The sequence below is a fragment of the Actinoplanes sp. NPDC051346 genome, assembly GCF_040682215.1.
Lineage (GTDB): Bacteria > Actinomycetota > Actinomycetes > Mycobacteriales > Micromonosporaceae > Actinoplanes.
Genome location: NZ_JBFBAJ010000008.1, coordinates 391,164 through 412,458, shown reverse-complemented (window position 1 = coordinate 412,458; position 21,295 = coordinate 391,164). Strand labels below are relative to the sequence as shown.

Sequence of the window (21,295 nt, the reverse complement as noted above, 5' to 3'; positions counted from 1 at the left end):
TGTCGCTCTTCAGGCTCCTTCATGGGTACGCGCACAGGAGTTCACAAAAGCAACACCGACCGCACTTGATCAGGGCAGGAAGCGCCGTCGTGCTCCGGGCCGCACCCCAGCGCCGGCCCGGAGTGGTGGGTGGCCGAGCCACGCCGCACACCCACATCAGCTCGGCCCGGAACGCGCCGCCAGCCCGGGCCGGGCCGCCGCCCCGCCTGCACCGCCACGCTGCACCGCACCGCCCGCCGCACCGCCGCGCGGCACCGCTGCACCGCCGCCCGCCCCGCCGCCCGCACCGCCCCGCCGGCACCGCCCCGCCTGCACCGCCGCCCGCACCGCCCCGCACCATCGGCGCGGGCGCTGAGCCTGGCCGCATGGCCGCACCTGGCCTGGGCGAGCGACGCTCGGCCGGCCGCGAGTCCGCGGCCGCGTCTATGCACGGTGCTGAGTCGGGCGGGGGGCTCGTAGCCGTCCTACCCTGACCGTATGGCCCCCCATGCCGGTGCATCTCTGGACATCCCCGCTCTGCTCGGCGCACTCACGCTCGAGGAGAAGGCCGCCCTGCTCGATGGCGCCGACTTCTGGCGTACCCAATCCGTGGAACGCCTTGGAATCCCCAGCGTGACGGTTACCGACGGGCCGCACGGCCTGCGGAAGCAGGCCGGCGAGGCGGACCACCTCGCTCTGAACGACAGCGTTCCGGCGACCTGCTTCCCGCCCGCCGCGGGGCTCGCCTCGAGCTGGGACCCGGAGCTGCTGACCCGCATCGGCGTGGCCCTCGGCCGCGAGTGCCGTGCCGCGGAGGTGGCCGTGCTGCTCGGGCCGGGCGTCAACATGAAGCGTTCGCCGCTGTGCGGGCGCAACTTCGAGTACTTCTCCGAGGACCCGCTGCTCGCCGGCGAACTCGGCGCGGCGCTGGTCGACGGCGTGCAGAGCCAGGGCGTCGGCACCTCGCTGAAACACTTCGCGGCGAACAACCAGGAGACCGACCGGATGACGGTCTCCGCCGACGTGGACGAGCGGACGCTGCGGGAGATCTACTTCCCGGCGTTCGAGCGGATCGTCACCCGGTCACAGCCGTGGACGGTCATGTGCGCCTACAACCGGATCAACGGCACGTACGCGAGCGAGGATCCCTGGCTGCTCACCGGCGTCCTGCGCGATGAATGGGGTTTCCAGGGGCTGGTCGTCTCCGACTGGGGCGCGGTCGACCGCCGCGACGCGGGCGTGGCGGCCGGCCTCGACCTGGAGATGCCGTCCTCCGGCGGGGCCGGCACCCGGGTCATCCTGGACGCCGTGCACGCCGGCACCCTGAGCGAGAAGGACGTCGACCGGGCCGCCACCCGGGTCCTCGAACTGCTCAACCGCGCCCTGCCGGCGCTCAGGCCGGGGCAGACCTTCGACGCCGGCGCCCACCACGCGCTCGCCCGGGAGGCGGCGGCTGCCAGCGCGGTCCTGCTCAAGAACGACGGCATCCTGCCGCTCGCGCGCACCGGCGGGCCGATCGCGGTGATCGGGGAGTTCGCCCGTACGCCCCGGTTCCAGGGGACTGGCTCCTCGCAGGTCAACCCGACCCGCGTGGACACCGCGCTGGACGCCCTGCGCGACGCCCTCGACGGCACCCGCGAGGTCCTCTTCGCGCCCGGCTTCACCATCCCGGCGGCCTCCCCTTCCGCCTCCACCTCCAACTCCACCGCCGCCTCCACCGCCGCCTCCACCTCCACCGCCGCCTCGACCTCGACCTCCGCTGCCGCCTCCACCTCCACTTCCGCCGGCGGTCCGTCCGACGACGCCTCCGCTGCCGTTGGTGCTGGTGCTGCTGGTGCTTCCGGCGGTGGTGGCGACGCGGACGCGGACGCCGGCGACCCCGGACTTATTGCCGAGGCCGTCCGCGCCGCCGCCGGCGCCGAGGTGGCCGTCGTGTTCCTGGGGCTTCCGCCCGCGGACGAGTCAGAGGGCTACGACCGCACCCACCTGGACCTGCCCTCGCACCAGATCGCACTGCTGCACGCGGTCGCCGACGCCAATCCGCGAGTCGTCGTGGTGCTCTCGAACGGCTCGGTCGTGACCGTGACACCGTGGCAAGAGCGGGCCGGTGCCGTGCTGGAGGGCTGGCTCCTCGGCCAGGCCGGCGGCACGGCAACCGCCGACCTGCTGCTCGGCACGGCCACGCCTGTGGGCAGGCTCGCCGAGACGATCCCGGTGCGCTATGAGGACAACCCGACGATCGGCGCCTTCCCCGGCGAACACGGCCACGTCCGGTACGGCGAGGGACTGCTGATCGGCTACCGCTGGTACGACGCGCACCGGCTGCCGGTGGCGTACCCGTTCGGGCACGGGCTGTCCTACACGTCCTTCGCCTATGACGACCTCGCGGTGACCGTGGACGGCCGCCGCGTGCGGGTCACGCTGACGGTGACCAACACCGGCGCGCGGCCCGGCACCGAGGTCGTCCAGGTGTACGTGACTGACCCCGAGGCCGGCGTCTACCGCCCCGAGCAGGAGCTACGCGGCTTCGCCCGGCTCACCCTGCCGCCGGGCCAGAGCGAGGCGGTGACGGTGACGCTCGACGACCGGGCATTCGCCTACTGGCACCCGACCCTGCGGCGATGGACCGTCGAGGGAGGCGCCTTCGGCATCCGGGTGGGCGCGTCGTCCCGCGACATCCGCCTGGAGACGACGATCGAGCTGCCCGGCGACGACCTGACGACCCCACTCACCCCGGAGGCGACGATGGACGCCTGGCTGACCCACCCGGCGGCCGGCGCCTGGCTGCGCGAACGGCTGGGCGACGTGCTCGTCGAGGTCATGTTCTTCGACCCGACGAACGGTCAGATGATGCGGGCGATCCCGCTGCGGCGGTTGTCCCGCTTCCCCGGATTCCCGATCACCGAACCGCAGGTGGAGGAGGCCGCCGCCCGCTTCTCCTGATGCAGGCCGCCCGGCTTCCTGGCGCCTAGCAGGCCATCATCTCCGGGGTGACCGCGGCTTCTGTGTCGGGGATGCCCAGGTCGCGGGCGCGCTTGTCGGCGAGGGCGAGCAGGCGCCTTATCCGGCCGGCGATGGCGTCCTTGGTCAGCGGCGGGTCGGCGAGCGCACCCAGTTCCTCCAGGCTGGCCTGGCGATGCTCCAGCCGCAGTCGGCCGGCCGAGGTCAGATGGTTCGGGGCCTCGTCGGCGAGAATCTCGAGAGCGCGGGTCACCCGGGCCGCCGCCGCCACGGCCGCACGGGCGGAGCGGCGCAGGTTGGCGTCGTCGAAGTTGGCGAGGCGGTTCGCCGTCGCGCGGACCTCCCGGCGTACCCGACGCTCTTCCCAGGCGAGCACGCTCGCGTGCGCGCCGATGCGGGTGAGCAGCGCGGCGATCGCGTCCCCGTCCTTGATCACGACCCGGTCGACGCCGCGCACCTCGCGTTCCTTGGCGGTGATGCCGATGCGCCGGGCGGCGCCGCGCAGGGCCAGGGCGGCCTCCGGTCCCGGGCACGTGATCTCCAGGGCGCTCGAACGACCGGGCTCGGTCAAGGAGCCATGCGCCATGAACGCCCCCCGCCACGCGGCGACGGCGCAACACACGTTGGCGGAGACGACATGCGGGGGCAGGCCACGCACCGGCCGGCCCCGGACGTCGAGCAGGCCGGTCTGCCGCGCGAGCGCCTCACCGTCCTTGACGATCCGGACGATGTAGTGACTGCCCTTGCGCAGGCCGCCGGAGGCGAGGACGTGCACCTCGCTCGGGTACCCGTACACGTCGGCGATCTCGCGCCGCAGCCGCCGCGCGACGGCGCCGGTGTCGAGCTCGGCCTCGACGACCACCCGCCCGGAGACGATGTGCAGGCCGCCGGCGAAACGCAGGAGAGCGGCCATCTCCGCACGGCGGCAGCACGGCTTGGGTACATCGACCCGACTCAGCTCGTCCTTGACCGCTGCCGTCATCGCCATCTCGAAGTCACCTCATGCTGTTCTTGCGATCTTGTAACGCGGTCTGTGTCGTGCCGGCCCGTCGTAACGGCCCATCGCCCGGTGCCTAACGATCCCATCGCCAGATTGCTTAACGATCGGGGCCCAGGAGCGGCACCAGCGCTGTGCCCAACGACTCAGGATCATGCTTCGGACTGCCGTCCGCAACGGCTAACGGAGCCAGAACCAGTCTCGCCCCCAGCACCTCGGCGGCACGATGCACCGGATCGGGCTCCCCCACCCACTTGGCGTCGGCGAGCACGACGTCGACGTGCAACTCCGGCAGATACCAGTGAAGGGTGGCCAGGTGGTCGGCCACGGAAAGCCCGAGCGTCTCGTTGTCGGCGGCAAGGTTCATCGTGACCAGCCGCCGGGCCGGACTCGCCACGATCGCGGCCGCCAACTCGGGCACCAGCAGATGGGGAAGCACGCTGGTGTACCAACTCCCCGGCCCGAAAATCAGCCAGTCGGCGTCCCCGATCGCCTCCACCGCCGCCGCACAGGCCGGCGGCGACGAGGGAACGATCCGCAACGCCTCCACATGCCCGGACGCGACGGCGACGGCATGCTGCCCCCGGACGGTCACGACGTCCCCGGGCCGCGCCGGATCCGCGCCGCGGACATCGGCCTCGATCCCGACCGCGTGACAGGCCATGGGCAGCACCCGCCCCTTCGCGCCGACCATGTTCCCGGCGTGAGCGAGGGCGTCGACGGGGTCGTCCATGAGCTCCAGGAGGCCGAGCAGGAGGAGGTTACCGACGGCGTGGCCGGCGAGTGGGTCGTGCTTGCCGCCGACGGCGGCGATCCGGCGGTCGACGTCTCCCCAGCCGGACATGCCTTCGGGGTTCGCGTCCGCTTCCTGGAACGCTCCGGCTTGTTGAGGCGCTGGTGCGTTGTCGGGAGCTGGTGCTCCGTCGCGGCTTTCGGCGGTGTTGCCGGTCGGCGACGCGTTGTCGGGCCCTGCTGCGTTGTCGTGCGCTAGTGCTCCGTCGCGGCTTTCGGCGGTGTTGCCGGTCGGCGTCGCACTGTCGGGCATCCGCGCGTTGTCGGGCCCTGGTGCTCCGGTGCGGCTTTCGGTGTTGCCGGTCGAGGTCAGGTCCGCTGCGAGCTGGCGGCGGTCTGGGTTGCCGACCGGCGCGAACCGGTGCTGCATGAGCCGCACCGTCGTCTGGTGTGTGGGGTCGTCGTCGGCGAGCGCGGCCAGCGCCATCCGCAGATCCCCAGGGGGAAGCTGGGCATCCCGCTCGGCCCGCAGCCGCCCGCTCGACCCCCCGTTGTCGCCGACGGTGACGACCGCGGTGATGTCGAGCTCCAGCTGGGGAGAGCACAGCCGCAGCGCCTTGAGCGACGCGGCCAGGCCGTGGCCGCCGCCGAAGGCCACCACTTTGATCGGCCGGCGCGCGTCCATCGACGGCCCGGCGGGATCCGCGGTCATTCCCGGCCCAGGTCGCGATGCGACGAGTGGGCGGACAGCCGGATATCCAGCAGACGAGTCGTCAACTCCTCGGCGATGGCCACGCTACGGTGCTTACCCCCGGTGCATCCGACCGCCACCGTGAGATAGCGCTTGCCCTCCCGCTCGAAGCCCGGCGCGGTCGACGCGATCAGCCCGGCATACGTGGCGACAAAGTCGTTCGCGCCCTCCTGCCCCAGGACGTAGGTGCTGACACCCTCCTCCAGGCCGGTGTGATCACGCAGCTCCGGCACCCAGAAGGGATTAGGCAGGAACCGGGCGTCCATCACATAGTCGGCGTCGGGTGGCAGGCCGTACTTGAAGCCGAAGGACAACACGGTGATCCGCAGCTTGCGCGCATCCTCCCCGCCGAACAACTCCTCGACGCGGCGACGCAGCTGGTTCACGTTGAGGTGGCTGGTGTCGATGATCACGTCAGCCTGCTCACGCGCCTCCTCGAGCAACTTACGCTCGGCGGCGATCCCGTCGGCAAGGCGCCCGTCGCCCTGCAACGGATGCGAACGGCGTACCGACTCGAACCGCCGGATGAGCACCTCGTCGTCGGCGTCGACGAAAACCACCCGCGGCGAGAACCCTCGCTCCTTGAGCGCCCGCACCGCACCGGCCAGGTCAGTGGAGAACGCCCGGCTCCGCACGTCCAGCACCATCGCCGTACGCCGCGCGGCGCCGCCCGCCTCGAACGCGAGCTGAGCCATGTCCAGCATCAACGCCTGAGGAAGATTGTCGACAACATAGAAGCCGACGTTCTCCAACGCGCGGGCGACCGTGCTGCGACCGCCACCGGACAACCCGGTCACCACCACGAGATCGGTAGCGGCCTCGTCGGGCGACGGCTCCGGAGCAAACTCCGGCATCGACTCGGTCACGCACTCCTCCTGCACCGCACGGCTGCCCCACCCGGCCGGGTGGACACTGCATCCTAGGCCGACCGCCCGGCAGGAGGCCGCCGGACATCATGTCCGGTACCCGATCCGGGTGGCCCGAGCGACCGGCCAACGCCAGAATTCACCCGTCCCAGCCAACGACGGCTTAGACCGCCGGTATTCCGCCTTTCCCCAGTTCACCAGCCATCGACGAACGCCCGGCGTGCAGACACACGAAGCTCAGCGCGGGTGTCGCCCCAGGACACCCACGTTGCGCTGATCTCACTGGTCGCGCTGGGCACGTCCGAACCTCGGCGCACCCCCACCCCAAACGCCGCGTCACGTCACGTCACCGCTCACCGCTGCCCACGTGGCCACCGCTCACCCGGCTGCCCGCGTGGCCGCCACTCGCTCACCCGCTGCCCGCGCGGCCGCACTCACTCGCCCGCTGCCCGCCTAGCCGCCACTCGCTCACCCGCTGCCCGCGTAGCCGCCACTCGCTCACCCGCTGCCCGCGCGGCCGCACTCACTTACCCGCTGCCCGCGCAGCCGCCACTCGGTCACCGGCTGCCTGCGCCACCGCTACCTCAGCTTTCTTGATCGCTACTGCTGTATCAGCCGGCGCTGTCGTCAGCGGCGGGCCGGGGCGACGGACGGGCCACCCGTGACCGATTCGCCCCCGACTTCGTCCGGCCGGCACCGCCGGCCGGAAACGCCACCCCGGGCGCTCCACCCTCCGCCCAAACCTCGTCGCCGGGGTCACCCACCGGCGCACGCGATCCCTCGGCTGAGGCGCCGAAGCCGCCGCCTGACGCCCCCAGGCCCGAGGCGGAAGTGCCGTTACCGTCCTCCGAGGCCGCCGGTGAACTACCCGCTGAGACACCAGAGCTGCCCTCCGGCGCCTGCGAAGCAGCAGGGGCCGCGCCAGAACCACCCTCCGACTCCCGCGAAGCGGCGGACGCAGCGCCAGAACCACCCTCCGACACTCGCGAAGCGGCGGACGCAGCGCCAGAACCACCCTCCGACGCCCGCGAAGCTGCAGGTGCGGCGCCAGAGGCGCCGTCGGGCACCGGTGCACGTGTGGGTGATGTGCGGGAACCGCCATCTGGCGCCCGCGGATCCGCGGGTGAAGTGTCGGAGCCGCTCTTCGCCCGGGTGTCCGTCGTGGAGGGGTCCTTGGTGGAGACGAGCGCCGCCAGCACCGCCTCGGCGGTGCGGCGTCCGATGCCCGGGACCTCGGTGATCTCCTCGGGGCTCGCCTGCGCCAGTCGTTTCAGGGAGCCGAAGTGGCGCAGCAGCGCCTTGCGGCGGGTCTCTCCCAGGCCCGGGATGTTGTCCAACGCGGACGCTGTCATCCGCTTCGAACGCCGCTGGCGGTGGAACGTGATGGCGAAGCGGTGCGCCTCGTCGCGGACGCGCTGGAGGAGGTAGAGAGCTTCGGACGTGCGCGGCAGGATGACCGGGAAGTCGTCGCCCGGCAGCCACACCTCTTCGAGCCGCTTCGCCAGGCCGCACAGGGCCACGTCGGTGATGCCGAGATCGGACAGCACGGCGGCGACGGCATTGACCTGAGGCTGACCGCCGTCGACCACCACGAGCTGCGGCGGATACGCAAACCGGCGTGGCCGGCCGGTGAGCGGGTCGACGCCCGGCAGTTCGTTCGTGGCGAGTTCGTCAGGTGCGGCCGCCGGCTCGTGCGGAGCGGACACATCGGAGGTATGGGATTCATCCGCCCCAGCAACGGAGACACCATCCGCCCCCGTTGTGGAGGCGCTGCCCGCGAGGGCGTCGGCTCCGGAGTGCGCCGCGGAAGACCCGGCCGGCGGAACTTCGGCGATGAAGGACTCGGAAGTGAAGGACTCGACGGTGACGCGTGACGACTCCGGGCTGGCGGCTGCGGGGGCGTCCGTGGACAGGGCGTCCATCGGCTGGGCGCGGTAGCGTGCGAACCGCCGCCGCATCACCTCGCTCATTGCCGCCAGGTCGTCGGTGCCGCTGCCGTCTGGGTTGCCTCGTACGGCGAAGCGGCGGTACTCGCTCTTTCTCGGCAGGCCGTCCTCGAAGACCACCATGCTGGCCACCACGTCTGTGCCCTGGATCTGGGAGACGTCGAAGCATTCGATGCGCAGCGGCGCGGTGTCCATCCCCAGCGCCTCGGCGATCTCGTCGAGGGCTTTGCTGCGGGTGGTCAGGTCGCCCGCGCGGCGGAGTTTGTGGCGGGCCAGGGACTCGCCGGCGTTGCGGGCGACGGTTTCGAGGAGGGTGCGTTTGTCGCCTCGTTGGGGGACGCGCAGCGTCACGCGGCTGCCCCGGTGCTCGGAGAGCCAGTGTTCGAGCGCGGGAGCGTCGGGGGGTAGCTCCGGCACCAGCAGCTCGCGGGGGACGTCGTTTTCGCCGTGCTCGTCGCCGTACACCTGGCTGCAGAAGTGGTGCACGAGGTCTCCGGTCGTCAGGTCCTCGACCTTTTCCACCACCCAGCCGCGCTGGCCGCGCACGCGGCCGTCGCGGACGTGGAAGACCTGTACCGCGGCTTCGAGGGGGTCCTCGGCGAACGCGACGACGTCGGCGTCGGTGCCGTCGCCGAGCACGACCGTCTGCTTTTCCATCGCCTTGCGCAGCGCGGCGATGTCGTCGCGCAGCCGGGCGGCCTTCTCGAACTCGAGCTGCTCGGACGCGTCGAGCATGTCGCGCTCGAGGCGTTTGACGAAGGTGTCGGTGCGTCCGGCCATGAAGTCGCAGAAGTCGTCGACGATGGCGCGGTGTTCCTCGGCCGTCACCGACCCGACGCAGGGAGCAGAGCACTTGCCGATGTAGCCCAGCAGGCACGGACGGCCGATCTGACCGGCCCGTTTGAAGACCCCGGCGGAGCAGGTGCGCGCCGGGAAGACCCGCAGCAGCAGGTCGAGGGTTTCCCGGATCGCCCAGGCATGACTGTACGGCCCGAAATACCGCACACCCTTACGCTTGGCCCCCCGCATGACCTGCAGCCGCGGAAACTCCTCGTTGAGGGTGACGGCGAGGAAGGGGTACGACTTGTCGTCGCGGTACTTGACGTTGAACCGCGGGTCGAACTCCTTGATCCAGGAGAACTCGAGCTGCAACGCCTCGACCTCGCTGCCGACGGTGACCCAATCCACGGAGGACGCGGTGGTGACCATCTGCTGGGTGCGCGCGTGCAGGCTCCACGTGTCGGCGAAGTAGGAATTCAGCCGGTTGCGCAGGCTCTTGGCCTTGCCGACGTAGATGACGCGGCCGGTCGGGTCGCGGAAGCGGTAGACACCGGGAGCGTCCGGAATGGTCCCGGGCGGCGGCCGGTAGCTGGACGGGTCAGGCACAACTCAACACTAGTGCCGACCCCTGACATGATTACCCGACCGGAGGCCCGATGCCGCCGCCACGGCGCCGGGTCTCCGGCCCAAGCTCGGAAGGCCGGAGCCGCAAGGCCAGAGGCGGAAAGCGGGAGCCTGGAAGGCCACAGGCTGAAAGCCGCAGGCAGAAAGCCGCAGGGCGGGAGGCCGCACGCTGAAGGGCGGAGGTCCGAGGGCGGAGGTCCGAGGGCGGAAGCTGGAGATCGGAAGGCAGTAGAGCCCGCGATCGGAGAAACCCGCAAGCCCTGACGCCGCGACTACCGCGAGGATCCGGGCAAATGAGGGCGTGATGGGGCCGGCCGAGTCGGCAGGGTATGGCCGCCGCGTCCCGTGGCCGCGACGGTCAGCACGGCCGGCCCCACGACCTCACGCGGCGACGATGTTGTCGCCGTCCTTCTTGACCTTGGTCTCCGGCAGGGGCTTCTTGGCCGGTCCGCCCGTGGCCGAGCCGTCGTCGAGAGAGAAGGTGCTCTTGTGGCACGGGCAGAAGATCCCGCCGCCGTCCACCTTGGTGACCGGGCAGCCCTGGTGCGTACAGATCTTGCTGAACGCCTTGAAGGTGCCCTTCTGGGGCTGGGTGATGACGTAGTCGCCCTTGATGATGCCGCCGCCCTCGGGCACGTCGGCGACCGCCGCGAGGACCGTGCCGCCGGATGAGCTGTCGCCGCCGGAGTTGCTGCTGCCCGCGTCGGCGCCCTTGCTGCCGGCGGGTACGGGGTCGTTGCTGAAGTCACCGCCGTCGGAGCCGACGGGGGTGGTGGTGTCCGTGCCGCAGGCGGCGAGGAGGCACCCGGCTCCGAGCGCACCGGCGCTTGCGAGCACGACGCGACGCGAGTGGGGCGTGCCGGTGGTCTCGCGGGTGCCCGTGACGTCCGTATCGGGCCTCTGCACGTCAGTCATCTTTCGCCAAACCCTTTCCAGAACCCCTGGACCGCGCGCTTGCGTCACGCGGCGTTGTCTCTATGTACGCGTGGCCCCCGGATGTGGTTCATGGGCGCCGGAGAAATTATCCGCGTGGAGGGGCTGATTTCCGGCCGCTTCGGCCAGGACAGGGCGGCGCCCGCCCCCCGTTTCCGCCGCTCGGCGGCGGGAGGGAAGGGGGACGGGCGCGGTAGCTGTGAGTTACCTGTGACCTTCAATCATTACCCGGCGGCGGTCGTGCCGCGTGACCGGCTGGCCCGCGGCTTGGCGGCGGCCTTGGCAGCGGGCTTCGCGGCAGGCTTGGCAGCGGCCTTCGCGGCGGGCTTGGCGGCACCGTCGGGCTTGGCGGCGGCCTTCACGGCCCCGTTGGCCTTGGCGGCACCGTTCGTCTTGGCGGCACCGTTCGTCTGGGCGGCACCGTTCGTCTTGGCAGCACCGTTGGCCTTGGCGGCGCGGGCCACCGCGGCGTCCGCGCCGGCCGGGTCGCCGGTCAGCCCGAGCATCGGGCGCAGGAAGTGGCCGGTGTGGCTGTCGGGGACCTCGGCGATCTCCTCGGGCGTGCCGGTGGCCAGCACCAGACCGCCCTTGTTGCCGCCCTCGGGGCCCATGTCGATGAGCCAGTCGGCGGTCTTGATCACGTCGAGGTTGTGCTCGATGGTGATCACCGTGTTGCCCTTGTCGACCAGGCCGTTGAGGACCAGCAGCAGCTTGCGGATGTCCTCGAAGTGCAGGCCGGTGGTCGGCTCGTCGAGCACGTAGACGGTCCGGCCGGTGGAGCGCTTCTGCAGCTCGGAGGCGAGCTTGACGCGCTGCGCCTCGCCGCCGGACAGGGTGGGGGCCGGCTGGCCCAGGCGCACGTAGCCCAGGCCGACGTCGACGAGGGTCCGCAGGTGGCGGTGGATCGCCGGGATGGCCTGGAAGAACTCCGCGGCCTCCTCGATCGGCATCTCCAGCACCTCGGAGATCGTCTTGCCCTTGTAGTGGACCTCGAGCGTCTCCCGGTTGTAGCGCGCGCCCTTGCAGACCTCGCAGGGCACGTACACGTCGGGCAGGAAGTTCATCTCGATCTTGATCGTGCCGTCGCCGGAGCAGTTCTCGCAGCGGCCGCCCTTGACGTTGAACGAGAACCGGCCGGGACCGTAACCGCGGACCTTGGCCTCGGTGGTCTCGGCGAAGAGCTTGCGGACGTTGTCGAAGACGCCGGTGTAGGTCGCCGGGTTGGAGCGCGGGGTGCGCCCGATCGGCGACTGGTCGACGCCGACGACCTTGTCGACGTTGTCGAGGCCGGTGATGCGCGTGTGCCGCCCCGGGACCATCCGGGCGCCGTTGATCTGGTTGGCCAGCACCGTGTAGAGAATGTCGTTGACCAGCGTGGACTTGCCGGAGCCGCTGACGCCGGTCACCGCGATGAACTGCCCGAGCGGGAAGCCGACGGTCAGGTTGCGCAGGTTGTGCTCGCGGGCGCCCTGCACGACGAGCTCGCGCCCGGCGGTCTGCGGGCGGCGGGTGGCCGGAGTGGGGATCTTCTTGCGGCCCGACAGGTACGCCCCGGTCGGCGACTGCTTGTTGGCCAGCAGGCCCTTCACCGAGCCGCTGTGCACGATCTGCCCGCCGTGCTCCCCCGCGCCCGGGCCGATGTCGACGATCCAGTCCGCCGTGCGGATGGTGTCCTCGTCGTGCTCGACCACGATCAGGGTGTTGCCGAGGTTTCTCAGGCGCACCAGCGTCTCGATCAACCGGTGGTTGTCGCGCTGATGCAGGCCGATGGACGGCTCGTCGAGCACATAGAGCACGCCGACCAGGCCGGAGCCGATCTGGGTGGCGAGCCGGATGCGCTGTGCCTCGCCGCCGGAGAGGGTGCCGGCGCCGCGGTCCAGCGACAGGTAGTCCAGGCCGACGTCGACCAGGAAGCGCAGCCGGGCGTTGATCTCCTTGAGCACCCGCTCGGCGATCATCTTCTGCCGGTCGTCGAGCTCGATGGTGGCCAGGAGCTCGGCGCACTCGCCCACGGACAGGTTGCAGACCTCGGCGATGCTCTTGCCGGCGATCGTGACCGCCAGCACCTCGGGCTTGAGTCGCGCGCCCCCGCAGGCCGGGCAGGGGATGTCGCGCATGTAGCCCTCGTACTTGTCGCGCGACCAGTCGCTCTCGGTGTCGTTGTGCCGACGCTCGATCCACTGCACCACGCCCTCGAAGCCGGTGTAGTAGGAGCGCTCACGGCCGTACTTGTTGCGGTAGCGGACGTGGACCTGGTCCTCGGAGCCGTAGAGGATGGTCTTCTGCGCGCGGCTGGGCAGCGCGCGCCATGGCGTGTCTACGTTGAAGCCCTCGGCCTTGGCCAGGGCCTCCAGCAGGCGCAGGAAGTATTCCATCGTCGAGCCGCCGGACCAGGGCTGGATGGCGCCCTCACGGAGGCTGCGCTCCTCGTCCGGGACGATCAGCTCCGGGTCGACCTCCTTCTTGGTGCCCAGGCCGACGCACTCCGGGCAGGCGCCGTAGGGCGCGTTGAAGGAGAAGACCCGCGGCTCGAGGTCCTCGATGGCGAGCGGGTGTTCGTTGGGGCAGGCCAGGTGCTCGGAGAAGCGGCGCTCGCGGCCGGGATCGTCTTCGGGCAGGTCGACGAAGTCGAGCAGGACGATGCCGCCGGCCAGAGCGAGCGTGGCCTCCACCGAGTCGGTCAGCCGCTGCTTGCTGCTCGCCTTGACGCTGAGTCGGTCGACCACCACCTCGATGGTGTGCTTCTCCTGCTTCTTCAGCTTCGGCGGCTCGGAGAGCGGGTGGACCACGCCGTCGACGCGGGCCCGGGCATAGCCCTTGGACTGCAGCTCGGCGAAGAGGTCGACATATTCGCCCTTGCGGCCGCGCACGACCGGGGCGAGCACCATGAAGCGGGTGCCCTCGTCCATCGCCAGCACCCGGTCGACGATCTGCTGCGGGCTCTGCCTGCTGATCCGCTCGCCGCAGACCGGGCAGTGCGGGATGCCCGTGCGCGCGAAGAGCAGCCGGAGGTAGTCGTAGACCTCGGTGATCGTGCCGACGGTCGAACGCGGGTTGCGCGACGTCGACTTCTGGTCGATCGAGACGGCCGGGGACAGGCCCTCGATGAAGTCGACGTCGGGCTTGTCCATCTGGCCGAGGAACTGCCGGGCGTACGACGAGAGCGACTCCACGTAACGCCGCTGCCCCTCGGCGAAGATCGTGTCGAAGGCGAGGCTGGACTTGCCCGAGCCGCTGAGCCCGGTGAACACGATCATCGCGTCGCGAGGCAGGTCGAGGTTGACGTCGCGCAGGTTGTGCTCGCGCGCGCCGCGGATGATCAGTCGGTCGGCCACAGCCAGCCACTCCGTTTACGTCAGTTCGATAGGCGCCGCCACCCTAACCGCGGGGTACGACATTTTCGGGGACCGCCGAGGTACAGCACCCCGCCGAAGCCTCGAATTCCCGTCACCCGACCGGGTGAACCCCCCTCGAACATCCCACATCCGCGGCCCATTGACCCGCCGCACGGCACAGCGGATCAGCGTCGCGGTCGACGATGGCCCGGTCCGGCCGCCCCGGCGAGCCGCTCGGCGCGACGGCCGCTCTCCACGGCGACCTCGCGACGCAGCTTGCGCCAGCTCTCCAGCCGCCGTGGCGGGAGCGTGCCGTCGGTCAGCGCGGCCTCCACCGCGCAGCCGGGCTCACCGGCGTGATGACAATCACCGAAACGGCACCGGTCGGCGAGCTCCACGACGTCCGCGAACGCCCGGTCCAGACCCGCGGCCGTTTCCAACAGGCCCACCCCGCGAATGCCCGGCGTGTCGATCACCGCGCCGCCCCCGGGGATCAACACCAGGTTTCGGTACGCGGTCGTGTGCCGTCCCTTGCCGTCCGCCCGCCGGATCTCCTGCACGCCCATCACCTCCGCGCCCGCGAGCGCGTTGACGAGCGTGGACTTGCCCGCCCCCGACCGCCCGAGCAGGGCCAGGGTGCGACCGGGCGCCACGAGGTCGCGCAGCTCGGCCAGCCCCGCGCCGGTGCGTACGCTGACCGGCATCACCCGTACCCCCGGAGCCAGCTCGCCGAGCTGGCGCGCGATCGCTTGCGGATGGCGCGCGGTGTCGCTCTTGGAAAGCACGATCACCGGTTGCGCGCCGGACTCCCAGGCGAGGGCGAGCAGCCGTTCGACCCGGGCGTCGTCGGGCGACGGATGCATCGGCTCGACGACCGCGACGGTGTCCATGTTGGCGGCCAGCACCTGGCCGGACGAGTCCTTGTCCGAGGTACGCCGGATCAGCGCGCTGCGCCGCGGCAGCACGATCTCGATCGTGAGCCGGCGGTCCGGCCAGTGCCGCAGCACCACCCAGTCACCGGCACAGGGCAGGTCGGCGGGGTCGGCGGCGGCGCCGATCAACAGGCTGCCGGCGAGGCTCGCGCGGTTGACGCCGTCGGCGGCGAGCACGGTGCAGACGCCACGGTCGGCGCGCAGCACCCGGGCGGGCGCCGCGTCGGCACGGTCGAAGGGACGGTAGGCGGACGCGAGCGTCGCGTCCCAGCCCAGTGCGGGCAGGTCAGACATGGGAAACCCTCTGTGGTGTGGGGAGCGGGCGCCGACGGATGTCAGGCGCGGGCTCCCGGGAAAAGTCGGGACGCACGAACGGCAAGCACGGTTCCCACCTCCTCCGCGGGTCTGCGACGCGTCAGCAACGACGGTACGGTCGGCGTCACCGCGGGCGAAAGCGAGTTTCCTGATCGCTGCCCGCGCCGGCCACCCGCTAGGTTGAGGGGGTGACGATCGATCCATTAGTGCTGATGACCGATGTCGACCAGGCCACCGAGCGGCTGATCCGGACGGCCGAGGGTCTGGAGCCCGGCGCGGAGTCCGCACCGGCGCCGCTGCCGGGCTGGACGATCGGGCACGTGTTGACGCACGTGGCCCGCAACGCCGACTCCCTCACGAACTTGCTGACCTGGGCGCGGACCGGCGTGGAGACTCCGCAGTACCCGACGCCGACGGCACGCGAGGAGGGCATCGAAGCGGGTCGGAGCCGCCCGATCGCGGAGCAGATCGCCGATCTTCGCGAGACCCACGAACGGTTCGCGGACGCCGCCGCGGCGATGCCGGCGCAGGCGTGGACGTTCCACCTGCCGCACTGGGGCAAGTCCGCGGCGTACGTGCCCTGGGCCCGGTTGCGCGAGGTCGAGGTGCACCACGTCGATCTCGGCCGCGGCTACACGCCCGAGGACTGGTCGGACGCCTTCGCGCTGCGCATGCTGCGCGAGATCGTCTCCGGCGCCACGAGCGACGGGCCGGCGCTGGAGCTGCGCCCCCACGGCCTGGAGCACGCGCTGACCATGGGCAAGGCGACCGCCGGCAGCCCGGTGGTCGGCGGCCCGACCCGCTCCCTCGCCGCGTGGCTCGCCGGCCGTGGCGACGGCGCCGACCTGACCGTGTCTCCGGACGGCGAGCTGCCGCCCGTACCGAAGTGGAAGTGATCATGGAATACACCGGAGACGTCAGCCGCGGGTCGGCCCCGGCGGTGCGCGAACTGAACGGCCTGACCGTGACGAAGGTGTCGGTCGGGCCGATGGACAACAACGCCTACCTGCTGCGCTGCGCCTCCGACGGCACGCAGGTGCTCATCGATGCCGCCAACGACGCGTCGACCCTGCTGGACCTGATCGGCGACGGTGGCCTGGCGACGGTGGTGACCACCCACCAGCACTATGACCATCACGGCGCCCTCGCCGAGATCGTCGAGGCGACCGGGGCACGCTCGGTGGCCGGCGCGGACGACGCCGAGGAGATCCCGGTGGTGACCGAGACGGTCCGCGACGGCGACACCATCGCCGTCGGCGACTGCACCCTCGAAGTCATCCACGTCGTCGGCCACACTCCCGGCTCCATCGTGCTGCTCTACCGCGAACCGGACGGCATCGCCCACCTGTTCACCGGCGACAGCCTCTTCCCGGGCGGCGTTGGCGGCACCCACGGCGAGGAGAATTTCAAGTCCCTGATCGGCGACGTGCAGACGAAGCTGTTCGACCGTCTCCCCGACGACACGTGGTTCTATCCCGGGCACGGCAAGGACTCGACGCTCGGCGCCGAGCGCCCCCACCTGCCCGAATGGCACGCGCGCGGCTGGTGACCGGGGTCAGCCCTGGGCTGAAACGTGGCGGGACGGCTCCGGAGCGGACGTAGGGTCGGAGCACCCCTCGAGCCTTCCGGAGGTCCCGATGGATCTGCGCCACGACCCGATGCGCTGGCAGCCGTTCCCGCCCTCCCCCGATCCGTGGCCCGGCGCCGCGCCGGGGGGCGCGGCCCCCGGCATTCCCGGCTGGCTGGAGGAGCGCCTCTTCGACCAGCGCATCGTCATGATCCGTGGTCCGCTGACCGGCCAGGCCGCCACCGGCATCGCCGCGGCGCTGCTCACCCTGGACGCGGCCGGTCCGGAACCGGTGCACCTGCACATGGCGAGCGGCGGCGGCGAGCTGAACGCGGCCCACGCGATCATCGACGTGATCGACGCGATGACGGCGCCGGTGCACGCGGTGGTGACGTCCGAGGCGGGCGGCGCGGTCCTCGCGGTGCTCGCGGCGGCGCAGCGGCGGTCGGCCTACCGGCACGCCCGCTTCAAGCTCGCCGAACCCCGGGCGGCGGGAGTCACGGGTACGGCGGACGAGGTCGCCGCAGCGGCCGGGCAGCACCTCAGGGAGTTGGAGGAGGTGATCCTGCGTCTTGTCGACACGACGGGGCAGACCCGCAGCCGGGTGGAGGACGACCTCTCCGCGGGCCGGATCCTGTCGGCGGAGGAGGCGAGGGAATACGGCCTCATCGAGGAAGTGATCGCGGGCAAACCCCGGTAGCGGCCCGCCTCGGGAAACACCGCGGCGCGGCCCGCCTCGGAAAGCACCGCGGCGCGGCCCGCCTCGGAAAGCACCGCGGCGCGGCCCGCCTCGGAAAGCACCGCGGCGCGGCTCCCCGAAGGGAACCGCGCCGTGGGAAGTGCTGGTGACCGAGTTACTCGGCGACCTTGACGCCCATCGACCGGGCCGTGCCAGCGACGACCTTGATGGCGGCGTCGATGTCGTTGGCGTTCAGGTCGGGGAGCTTGCGCTCGGCGATCGACTTGATCTGGTCCCCGCTCAGCGTGCCCACCGTCTGCGTCAGCGGGTTGGACGCGCCCGACTGGATGCCCAGAGCCTTGCGGATCAGGAAGCTCGTCGGAGGCGTCTTGTAGGTGAGCTGGTGGGACCGGTCCTCGAAGACGCTGACGATGACGGGAATGATCTCGCCACGGTTCTTCGCAGTCGCCTCGTCGTACTCGACCTTGACAGCACGCATGTTGGCGCCGGTGGGGCCGAGCATCTTGCCGAGGTCCACCATCGCGGCGTTACCCGCCTCAAGCGCGAGGGTCACCTCATGGGTCTTTTTCTTGGGCGGCATTGCGCAAAAGCTCCTTAGTGTGTGCTGCACGGGCCAAAGTCAGGAGCTCGCCAGCATCATCAACGCACGACAACCCCGAGACTTTACTACCGCGCTCGGCCACGGGTCAAAACGCCACCGGGAGAGCAAGCGGGTGCACAGTCTCGGGTTCCACCCGCCAGTGTATCGCGGTCCCTACGGGGTCCGCCGACCGGCTCAGTACTTGTCGCAGTAGCAGGACTTCATCAGGGAACGGACGCTGTCGACATACGCCGGATTGGGCAGTTCGCGGTCGGCGTACATCTCGTCGACCGGGCCCCGGCCGGCGTTGTAGCCGGCGATGACGAGGTTGAGCAGGCACATGCTGTGGTGGTTCTTGCACTTCTTCGCGCTGAGGTCGTAGCTGCCCTTGAAGTAGGCGTCGCCGAACGCCTTGGTCAACCAGGCGAGGTAGTTCGCGCCGAGAGTCGCGTTCTGCCGGTAGTCGTGACTGTCGTAGGACTTCTCGAACCGCTGGTTGACGAACGCCTCTGTGTCGGGCATCACCTGCATCAGCCCGCGCCCGCCGTCGCAGTTCACGAAGTTCGAGGTCCAGCCGCTCTCCTGCCAGGCGGTGGCCAGGACGAGCCGGCGCGGCAGCTTGAGGTCCGGCGCCGAACCAGGCCAGTACGTCCCGTTGGCCGCCGCCGTCAGGGCGGACTTCGCCTTCTTCTTGGGGACCGCCTTGCCGTCACGGGTCGCGCACGCCGGGAGCTGGAAGTGGTTGGGATCCTCGGTCGGCGTGGCCCGGGTCTTCGACGGCTTGGGCCGGGCCTTGGACTTCGACGGTTTCGGGGTAGGCGACTCCGACGGCTCCGGCACCGACTCCAGGACCTCTTCGGCCGCCGGCGCCGCCACGGGAGCGGCCGACGTGGGCTCCGCGTCGTTGCCGCCGAGGCCGCAACCGGCCACCACGACCAGACCGACGAGCAGGCCGGCCAGCCACGACACCGTACGTTTCATCGACAAGGTCCTTAGCGTCGACCAATAGGACGGGCCGTACGCTAACAGCGGGAATCGCGCGCCGCTGCCCGGCAAAAGGGACGTAAAGGACGTGCGTCACACCGATCACACAGATGAACCCCGGGGCGTCGGCGGCAACCTTGCCAGGCGACAATGGGGCTATGCAGACCCGCACCGACCTCCGCAACGTCGCCATCATCGCCCACGTCGACCATGGCAAAACCACCCTGGTCGACGCCATGCTGCGCCAGGGGAGCCAGTCCCACGCGCGCGGCGAGATGGCCGACCGCGTCATGGACTCCATGGACCTGGAGCGGGAAAAGGGCATCACCATCCTCGCCAAGAACACGGCGATCAGCTACCGGCCCGCCGACGGCGAGCCCGTCACCATCAACATCATCGACACTCCCGGCCACGCCGACTTCGGCGGTGAGGTCGAGCGCGGCCTCACCATGGTCGACGGCGTCGCCCTGCTCGTCGACGCCTCCGAGGGCCCGCTGCCGCAGACGCGGTTCGTGCTCCGCAAGGCGCTGCACGCCAAGCTGCCGATCATCCTGATCATCAACAAGGTCGACCGGCCCGACGCGCGGATCAAGGAGGTCGTCGACGAGACGTACGAGCTCTTCCTCGACCTCGACGCCGACGAGCACCAGATCGAGTTCCCGATCGTCTACGCCTGCGCCCGCGACGGCATCGCCTCGCTGACCCAGCCCAAGGACGGCACCGTCCCCGAGGACAGCACCGACCTCGAGGTGCTGTTCAGCACGATCCTCGACACCATCCCGGCGCCCACCTTCCACGAGGACGCGCCGCTGCAGGCCCACGTGGTCAACCTGGACGCCTCGCCGTTCCTCGGCCGCCTCGCGCTGTGCCGGGTGCACGAGGGCACCATCCGCAAGGGCCAGACCGTCGCCTGGTGCAAGACCGACGGCACCGTCTCCAACGTGCGCATCTCCGAGCTGTTGATCACCGAGGGCCTGGAGCGCAAGCCCGCCGAGAGCGCCGGCCCCGGCGACATCATGGCCGTCGCGGGCATCCCCGACATCATGATCGGCGAGACCCTCGCCGACGCGGAGAACCCGAAGCCGCTGCCGCTCATCCAGGTCGACGAGCCGGCCATCTCCATGGTCATCGGCACCAACACCTCGCCGCTGGTCGGCAAGGTCAAGGGCGCCAAGGTCACCGCCCGCATGGTCAAGGACCGGCTCGACAAGGAGCTGATCGGCAACGTCTCGCTGCGGGTGCTCCCGACCGAGCGCCCCGACGCCTGGGAGGTCCAGGGCCGTGGCGAGCTGGCCCTCGCCATCCTGGTCGAGCAGATGCGCCGCGAGTCCTACGAGCTCACCGTCGGCAAGCCGCAGGTCGTCACCAAGGAAATCAACGGCAAGGTGCACGAGCCCGTCGAGCGCCTCACCATCGACGCCCCCGACGAGTACATGGGCGCGATCACCCAGCTGCTCTCCACCCGCAAGGGCCGGATGGAGGAACTGATCAACCACGGCACCGGCTGGCTGCGAATGGAGTGGCTGGTCCCGGCGCGCGCCCTGATCGGCTTCCGGACCGAGTTCCTCACCGAGACCCGCGGCACCGGCATCATGCACCACCTGTTCGAGGACTACGAGCCGTGGTTCGGCGAGCTACGCACCCGCCAGAACGGCTCCCTCGTCGCCGACCGCGCCGGCGTGGTCACCGGCTTCGCGATGATCAACCTCCAGGAGCGCGGCCAGCTCTTCGTCGAGCCCACCGTCGAGGTGTACGAGGGCATGATCGTCGGCGAGAACTCCCGCGAGGACGACATGGACGTCAACATCACCAAGGAGAAGAAGCTCACCAACATGCGCGCCGCGAGCGCCGACAACACCGAGCGCCTGATCCCGCCGCGCAAGCTGTCGCTGGAGCAGGCCCTCGAGTTCTGCCGCGAGGACGAGTGCGTCGAGGTCACCCCCGCCGCCGTGCGCATCCGCAAGGTCGAGCTCGACCAGCAGACCCGCGGCCGGGCCGCGGCTCGGCGTAAGCACCAGCAGTAAACCGATGCGCGGGTACGGTGCTTAGCGCCGTACCCGCGCATCGTGCTTCTGCAGTCGCCACGGATCGTGCTTGGGCTGCAGCCGCGGATCGTGTTGGCGCCGTGCTCTTGCGGGTGCCGCGGATCGTGCTCGCGCCGTGCTCTTGCTCGCGCCGTGCTCTTGCGCGCGCCGTGCTCTGCGCGCGCCGTGCTCTTGCGCGCGCCGTGCTCTTGCGCGCGCCGTGCTCTTGCGCGCGCCGTGCTCTTGCGCGCGCCGTGCTCTTGCGCGCGCCGTGCTCTTGCGCGCGCCG

Annotated in this window: 12 protein-coding genes and 2 pseudogenes; 5 read left to right on the top strand and 9 right to left on the bottom strand. The window is 70.8% G+C overall.

Going from position 1 to position 21,295, the window contains the following annotated elements; all coding sequences use genetic code 11:
- Positions 1–477 precede the first annotated feature (477 nt).
- Positions 478–2,922, top strand: a complete 2,445-nt coding sequence (locus AB0M36_RS22295) for a glycoside hydrolase family 3 C-terminal domain-containing protein (RefSeq protein ID WP_364160371.1) — start codon at positions 478–480, stop codon at positions 2,920–2,922.
- Positions 2,923–2,947: 25 nt separating this feature from the next.
- Here the strand turns inward: AB0M36_RS22295 and whiA are convergent, their stop codons facing one another.
- From whiA to rsgA, 7 genes and pseudogenes are all read right to left on the bottom strand, one after another.
- Complete coding sequence (gene whiA, locus AB0M36_RS22290) at positions 2,948–3,928, bottom strand: DNA-binding protein WhiA (RefSeq protein ID WP_130511592.1); 981 nt, start codon at positions 3,926–3,928, stop codon at positions 2,948–2,950.
- A gap of 109 nt (positions 3,929–4,037) precedes the next feature.
- A complete protein-coding gene (locus tag AB0M36_RS22285) occupies positions 4,038–5,354 on the bottom strand; it encodes a 2-phospho-L-lactate transferase CofD family protein (protein WP_364160431.1) in 1,317 nt (438 codons plus the stop codon).
- Positions 5,355–5,377: 23 nt separating this feature from the next.
- The gene (gene rapZ / locus AB0M36_RS22280; protein WP_364160429.1) at positions 5,378–6,274 is read right to left on the bottom strand and encodes an RNase adapter RapZ; all 897 of its coding nucleotides are present in this window, start codon (positions 6,272–6,274) and stop codon (positions 5,378–5,380) included.
- Between the two features lie 1,196 nt (positions 6,275–7,470).
- Positions 7,471–9,618: pseudogene (gene uvrC / locus AB0M36_RS22275) on the bottom strand (excinuclease ABC subunit UvrC); the annotation flags it as partial.
- 399 nt (positions 9,619–10,017) lie between these two features.
- A complete protein-coding gene (locus AB0M36_RS22270; protein ID WP_364160368.1) occupies positions 10,018–10,551 on the bottom strand; it encodes a Rieske (2Fe-2S) protein in 534 nt (177 codons plus the stop codon).
- 443 nt (positions 10,552–10,994) lie between these two features.
- A pseudogene (gene uvrA, locus AB0M36_RS22265) lies at positions 10,995–13,904 on the bottom strand (excinuclease ABC subunit UvrA); the annotation flags it as partial.
- Positions 13,905–14,089: 185 nt separating this feature from the next.
- Positions 14,090–15,130, bottom strand: a complete 1,041-nt coding sequence (gene rsgA, locus AB0M36_RS22260) for a ribosome small subunit-dependent GTPase A (protein WP_364160366.1) — start codon at positions 15,128–15,130, stop codon at positions 14,090–14,092.
- A 209-nt stretch (positions 15,131–15,339) separates the two neighbouring features.
- Here rsgA and AB0M36_RS22255 point away from each other — a divergent pair, with 209 nt between their 5' ends.
- The 3 genes from AB0M36_RS22255 (at position 15,340) to AB0M36_RS22245 (ending at position 17,418) form a co-directional block, all read left to right on the top strand.
- The gene (locus AB0M36_RS22255) at positions 15,340–16,047 is read left to right on the top strand and encodes a maleylpyruvate isomerase family mycothiol-dependent enzyme (protein ID WP_364160364.1); all 708 of its coding nucleotides are present in this window, start codon (positions 15,340–15,342) and stop codon (positions 16,045–16,047) included.
- Positions 16,048–16,049: 2 nt separating this feature from the next.
- Positions 16,050–16,700 (top strand): MBL fold metallo-hydrolase, encoded by a 651-nt coding sequence (locus AB0M36_RS22250; protein WP_364160362.1) that lies wholly within the window; start codon positions 16,050–16,052, stop codon positions 16,698–16,700.
- Positions 16,701–16,788: 88 nt separating this feature from the next.
- Complete coding sequence (locus AB0M36_RS22245) at positions 16,789–17,418, top strand: ATP-dependent Clp protease proteolytic subunit (protein WP_364160360.1); 630 nt, start codon at positions 16,789–16,791, stop codon at positions 17,416–17,418.
- A 154-nt stretch (positions 17,419–17,572) separates the two neighbouring features.
- On the opposite strand, the gene AB0M36_RS22240 is transcribed toward AB0M36_RS22245, so the two are convergent.
- Together AB0M36_RS22240 and AB0M36_RS22235 are read right to left on the bottom strand one after the other, a co-directional pair.
- Positions 17,573–17,998 (bottom strand): 50S ribosomal protein L11, encoded by a 426-nt coding sequence (locus tag AB0M36_RS22240; RefSeq protein ID WP_364160358.1) that lies wholly within the window; start codon positions 17,996–17,998, stop codon positions 17,573–17,575.
- A 195-nt stretch (positions 17,999–18,193) separates the two neighbouring features.
- Positions 18,194–18,979 carry a lytic transglycosylase domain-containing protein gene (locus tag AB0M36_RS22235; protein ID WP_364160356.1) on the bottom strand — a complete coding sequence of 262 codons (786 nt, stop codon included), beginning with the start codon at positions 18,977–18,979 and terminating at the stop codon, positions 18,194–18,196.
- A 161-nt stretch (positions 18,980–19,140) separates the two neighbouring features.
- Here AB0M36_RS22235 and typA point away from each other — a divergent pair, with 161 nt between their 5' ends.
- Positions 19,141–21,006, top strand: a complete 1,866-nt coding sequence (typA, locus tag AB0M36_RS22230; protein WP_364160354.1) for a translational GTPase TypA — start codon at positions 19,141–19,143, stop codon at positions 21,004–21,006.
- Positions 21,007–21,295 lie beyond the last annotated feature (289 nt).

Bases quoted from the DNA above. Each gene is read 5' to 3' on its own strand.
- AB0M36_RS22295 (WP_364160371.1), top strand. From the start codon at position 478: ATGGCCCCCCATGCCGGTGCATCTCTGGACATCCCCGCTCTGCTCGGC.
- whiA (WP_130511592.1), bottom strand. From the start codon at position 3,928: ATGGCGATGACGGCAGCGGTCAAGGACGAGCTGAGTCGGGTCGATGTA.
- AB0M36_RS22285 (WP_364160431.1), bottom strand. From the start codon at position 5,354: ATGGACGCGCGCCGGCCGATCAAAGTGGTGGCCTTCGGCGGCGGCCAC.
- rapZ (WP_364160429.1), bottom strand. From the start codon at position 6,274: ATGCCGGAGTTTGCTCCGGAGCCGTCGCCCGACGAGGCCGCTACCGAT.
- AB0M36_RS22270 (WP_364160368.1), bottom strand. From the start codon at position 10,551: ATGACTGACGTGCAGAGGCCCGATACGGACGTCACGGGCACCCGCGAG.
- rsgA (WP_364160366.1), bottom strand. From the start codon at position 15,130: ATGTCTGACCTGCCCGCACTGGGCTGGGACGCGACGCTCGCGTCCGCC.
- AB0M36_RS22250 (WP_364160362.1), top strand. From the start codon at position 16,050: ATGGAATACACCGGAGACGTCAGCCGCGGGTCGGCCCCGGCGGTGCGC.
- AB0M36_RS22245 (WP_364160360.1), top strand. From the start codon at position 16,789: ATGGATCTGCGCCACGACCCGATGCGCTGGCAGCCGTTCCCGCCCTCC.
- AB0M36_RS22240 (WP_364160358.1), bottom strand. From the start codon at position 17,998: ATGCCGCCCAAGAAAAAGACCCATGAGGTGACCCTCGCGCTTGAGGCG.
- AB0M36_RS22235 (WP_364160356.1), bottom strand. From the start codon at position 18,979: ATGAAACGTACGGTGTCGTGGCTGGCCGGCCTGCTCGTCGGTCTGGTC.
- typA (WP_364160354.1), top strand. From the start codon at position 19,141: ATGCAGACCCGCACCGACCTCCGCAACGTCGCCATCATCGCCCACGTC.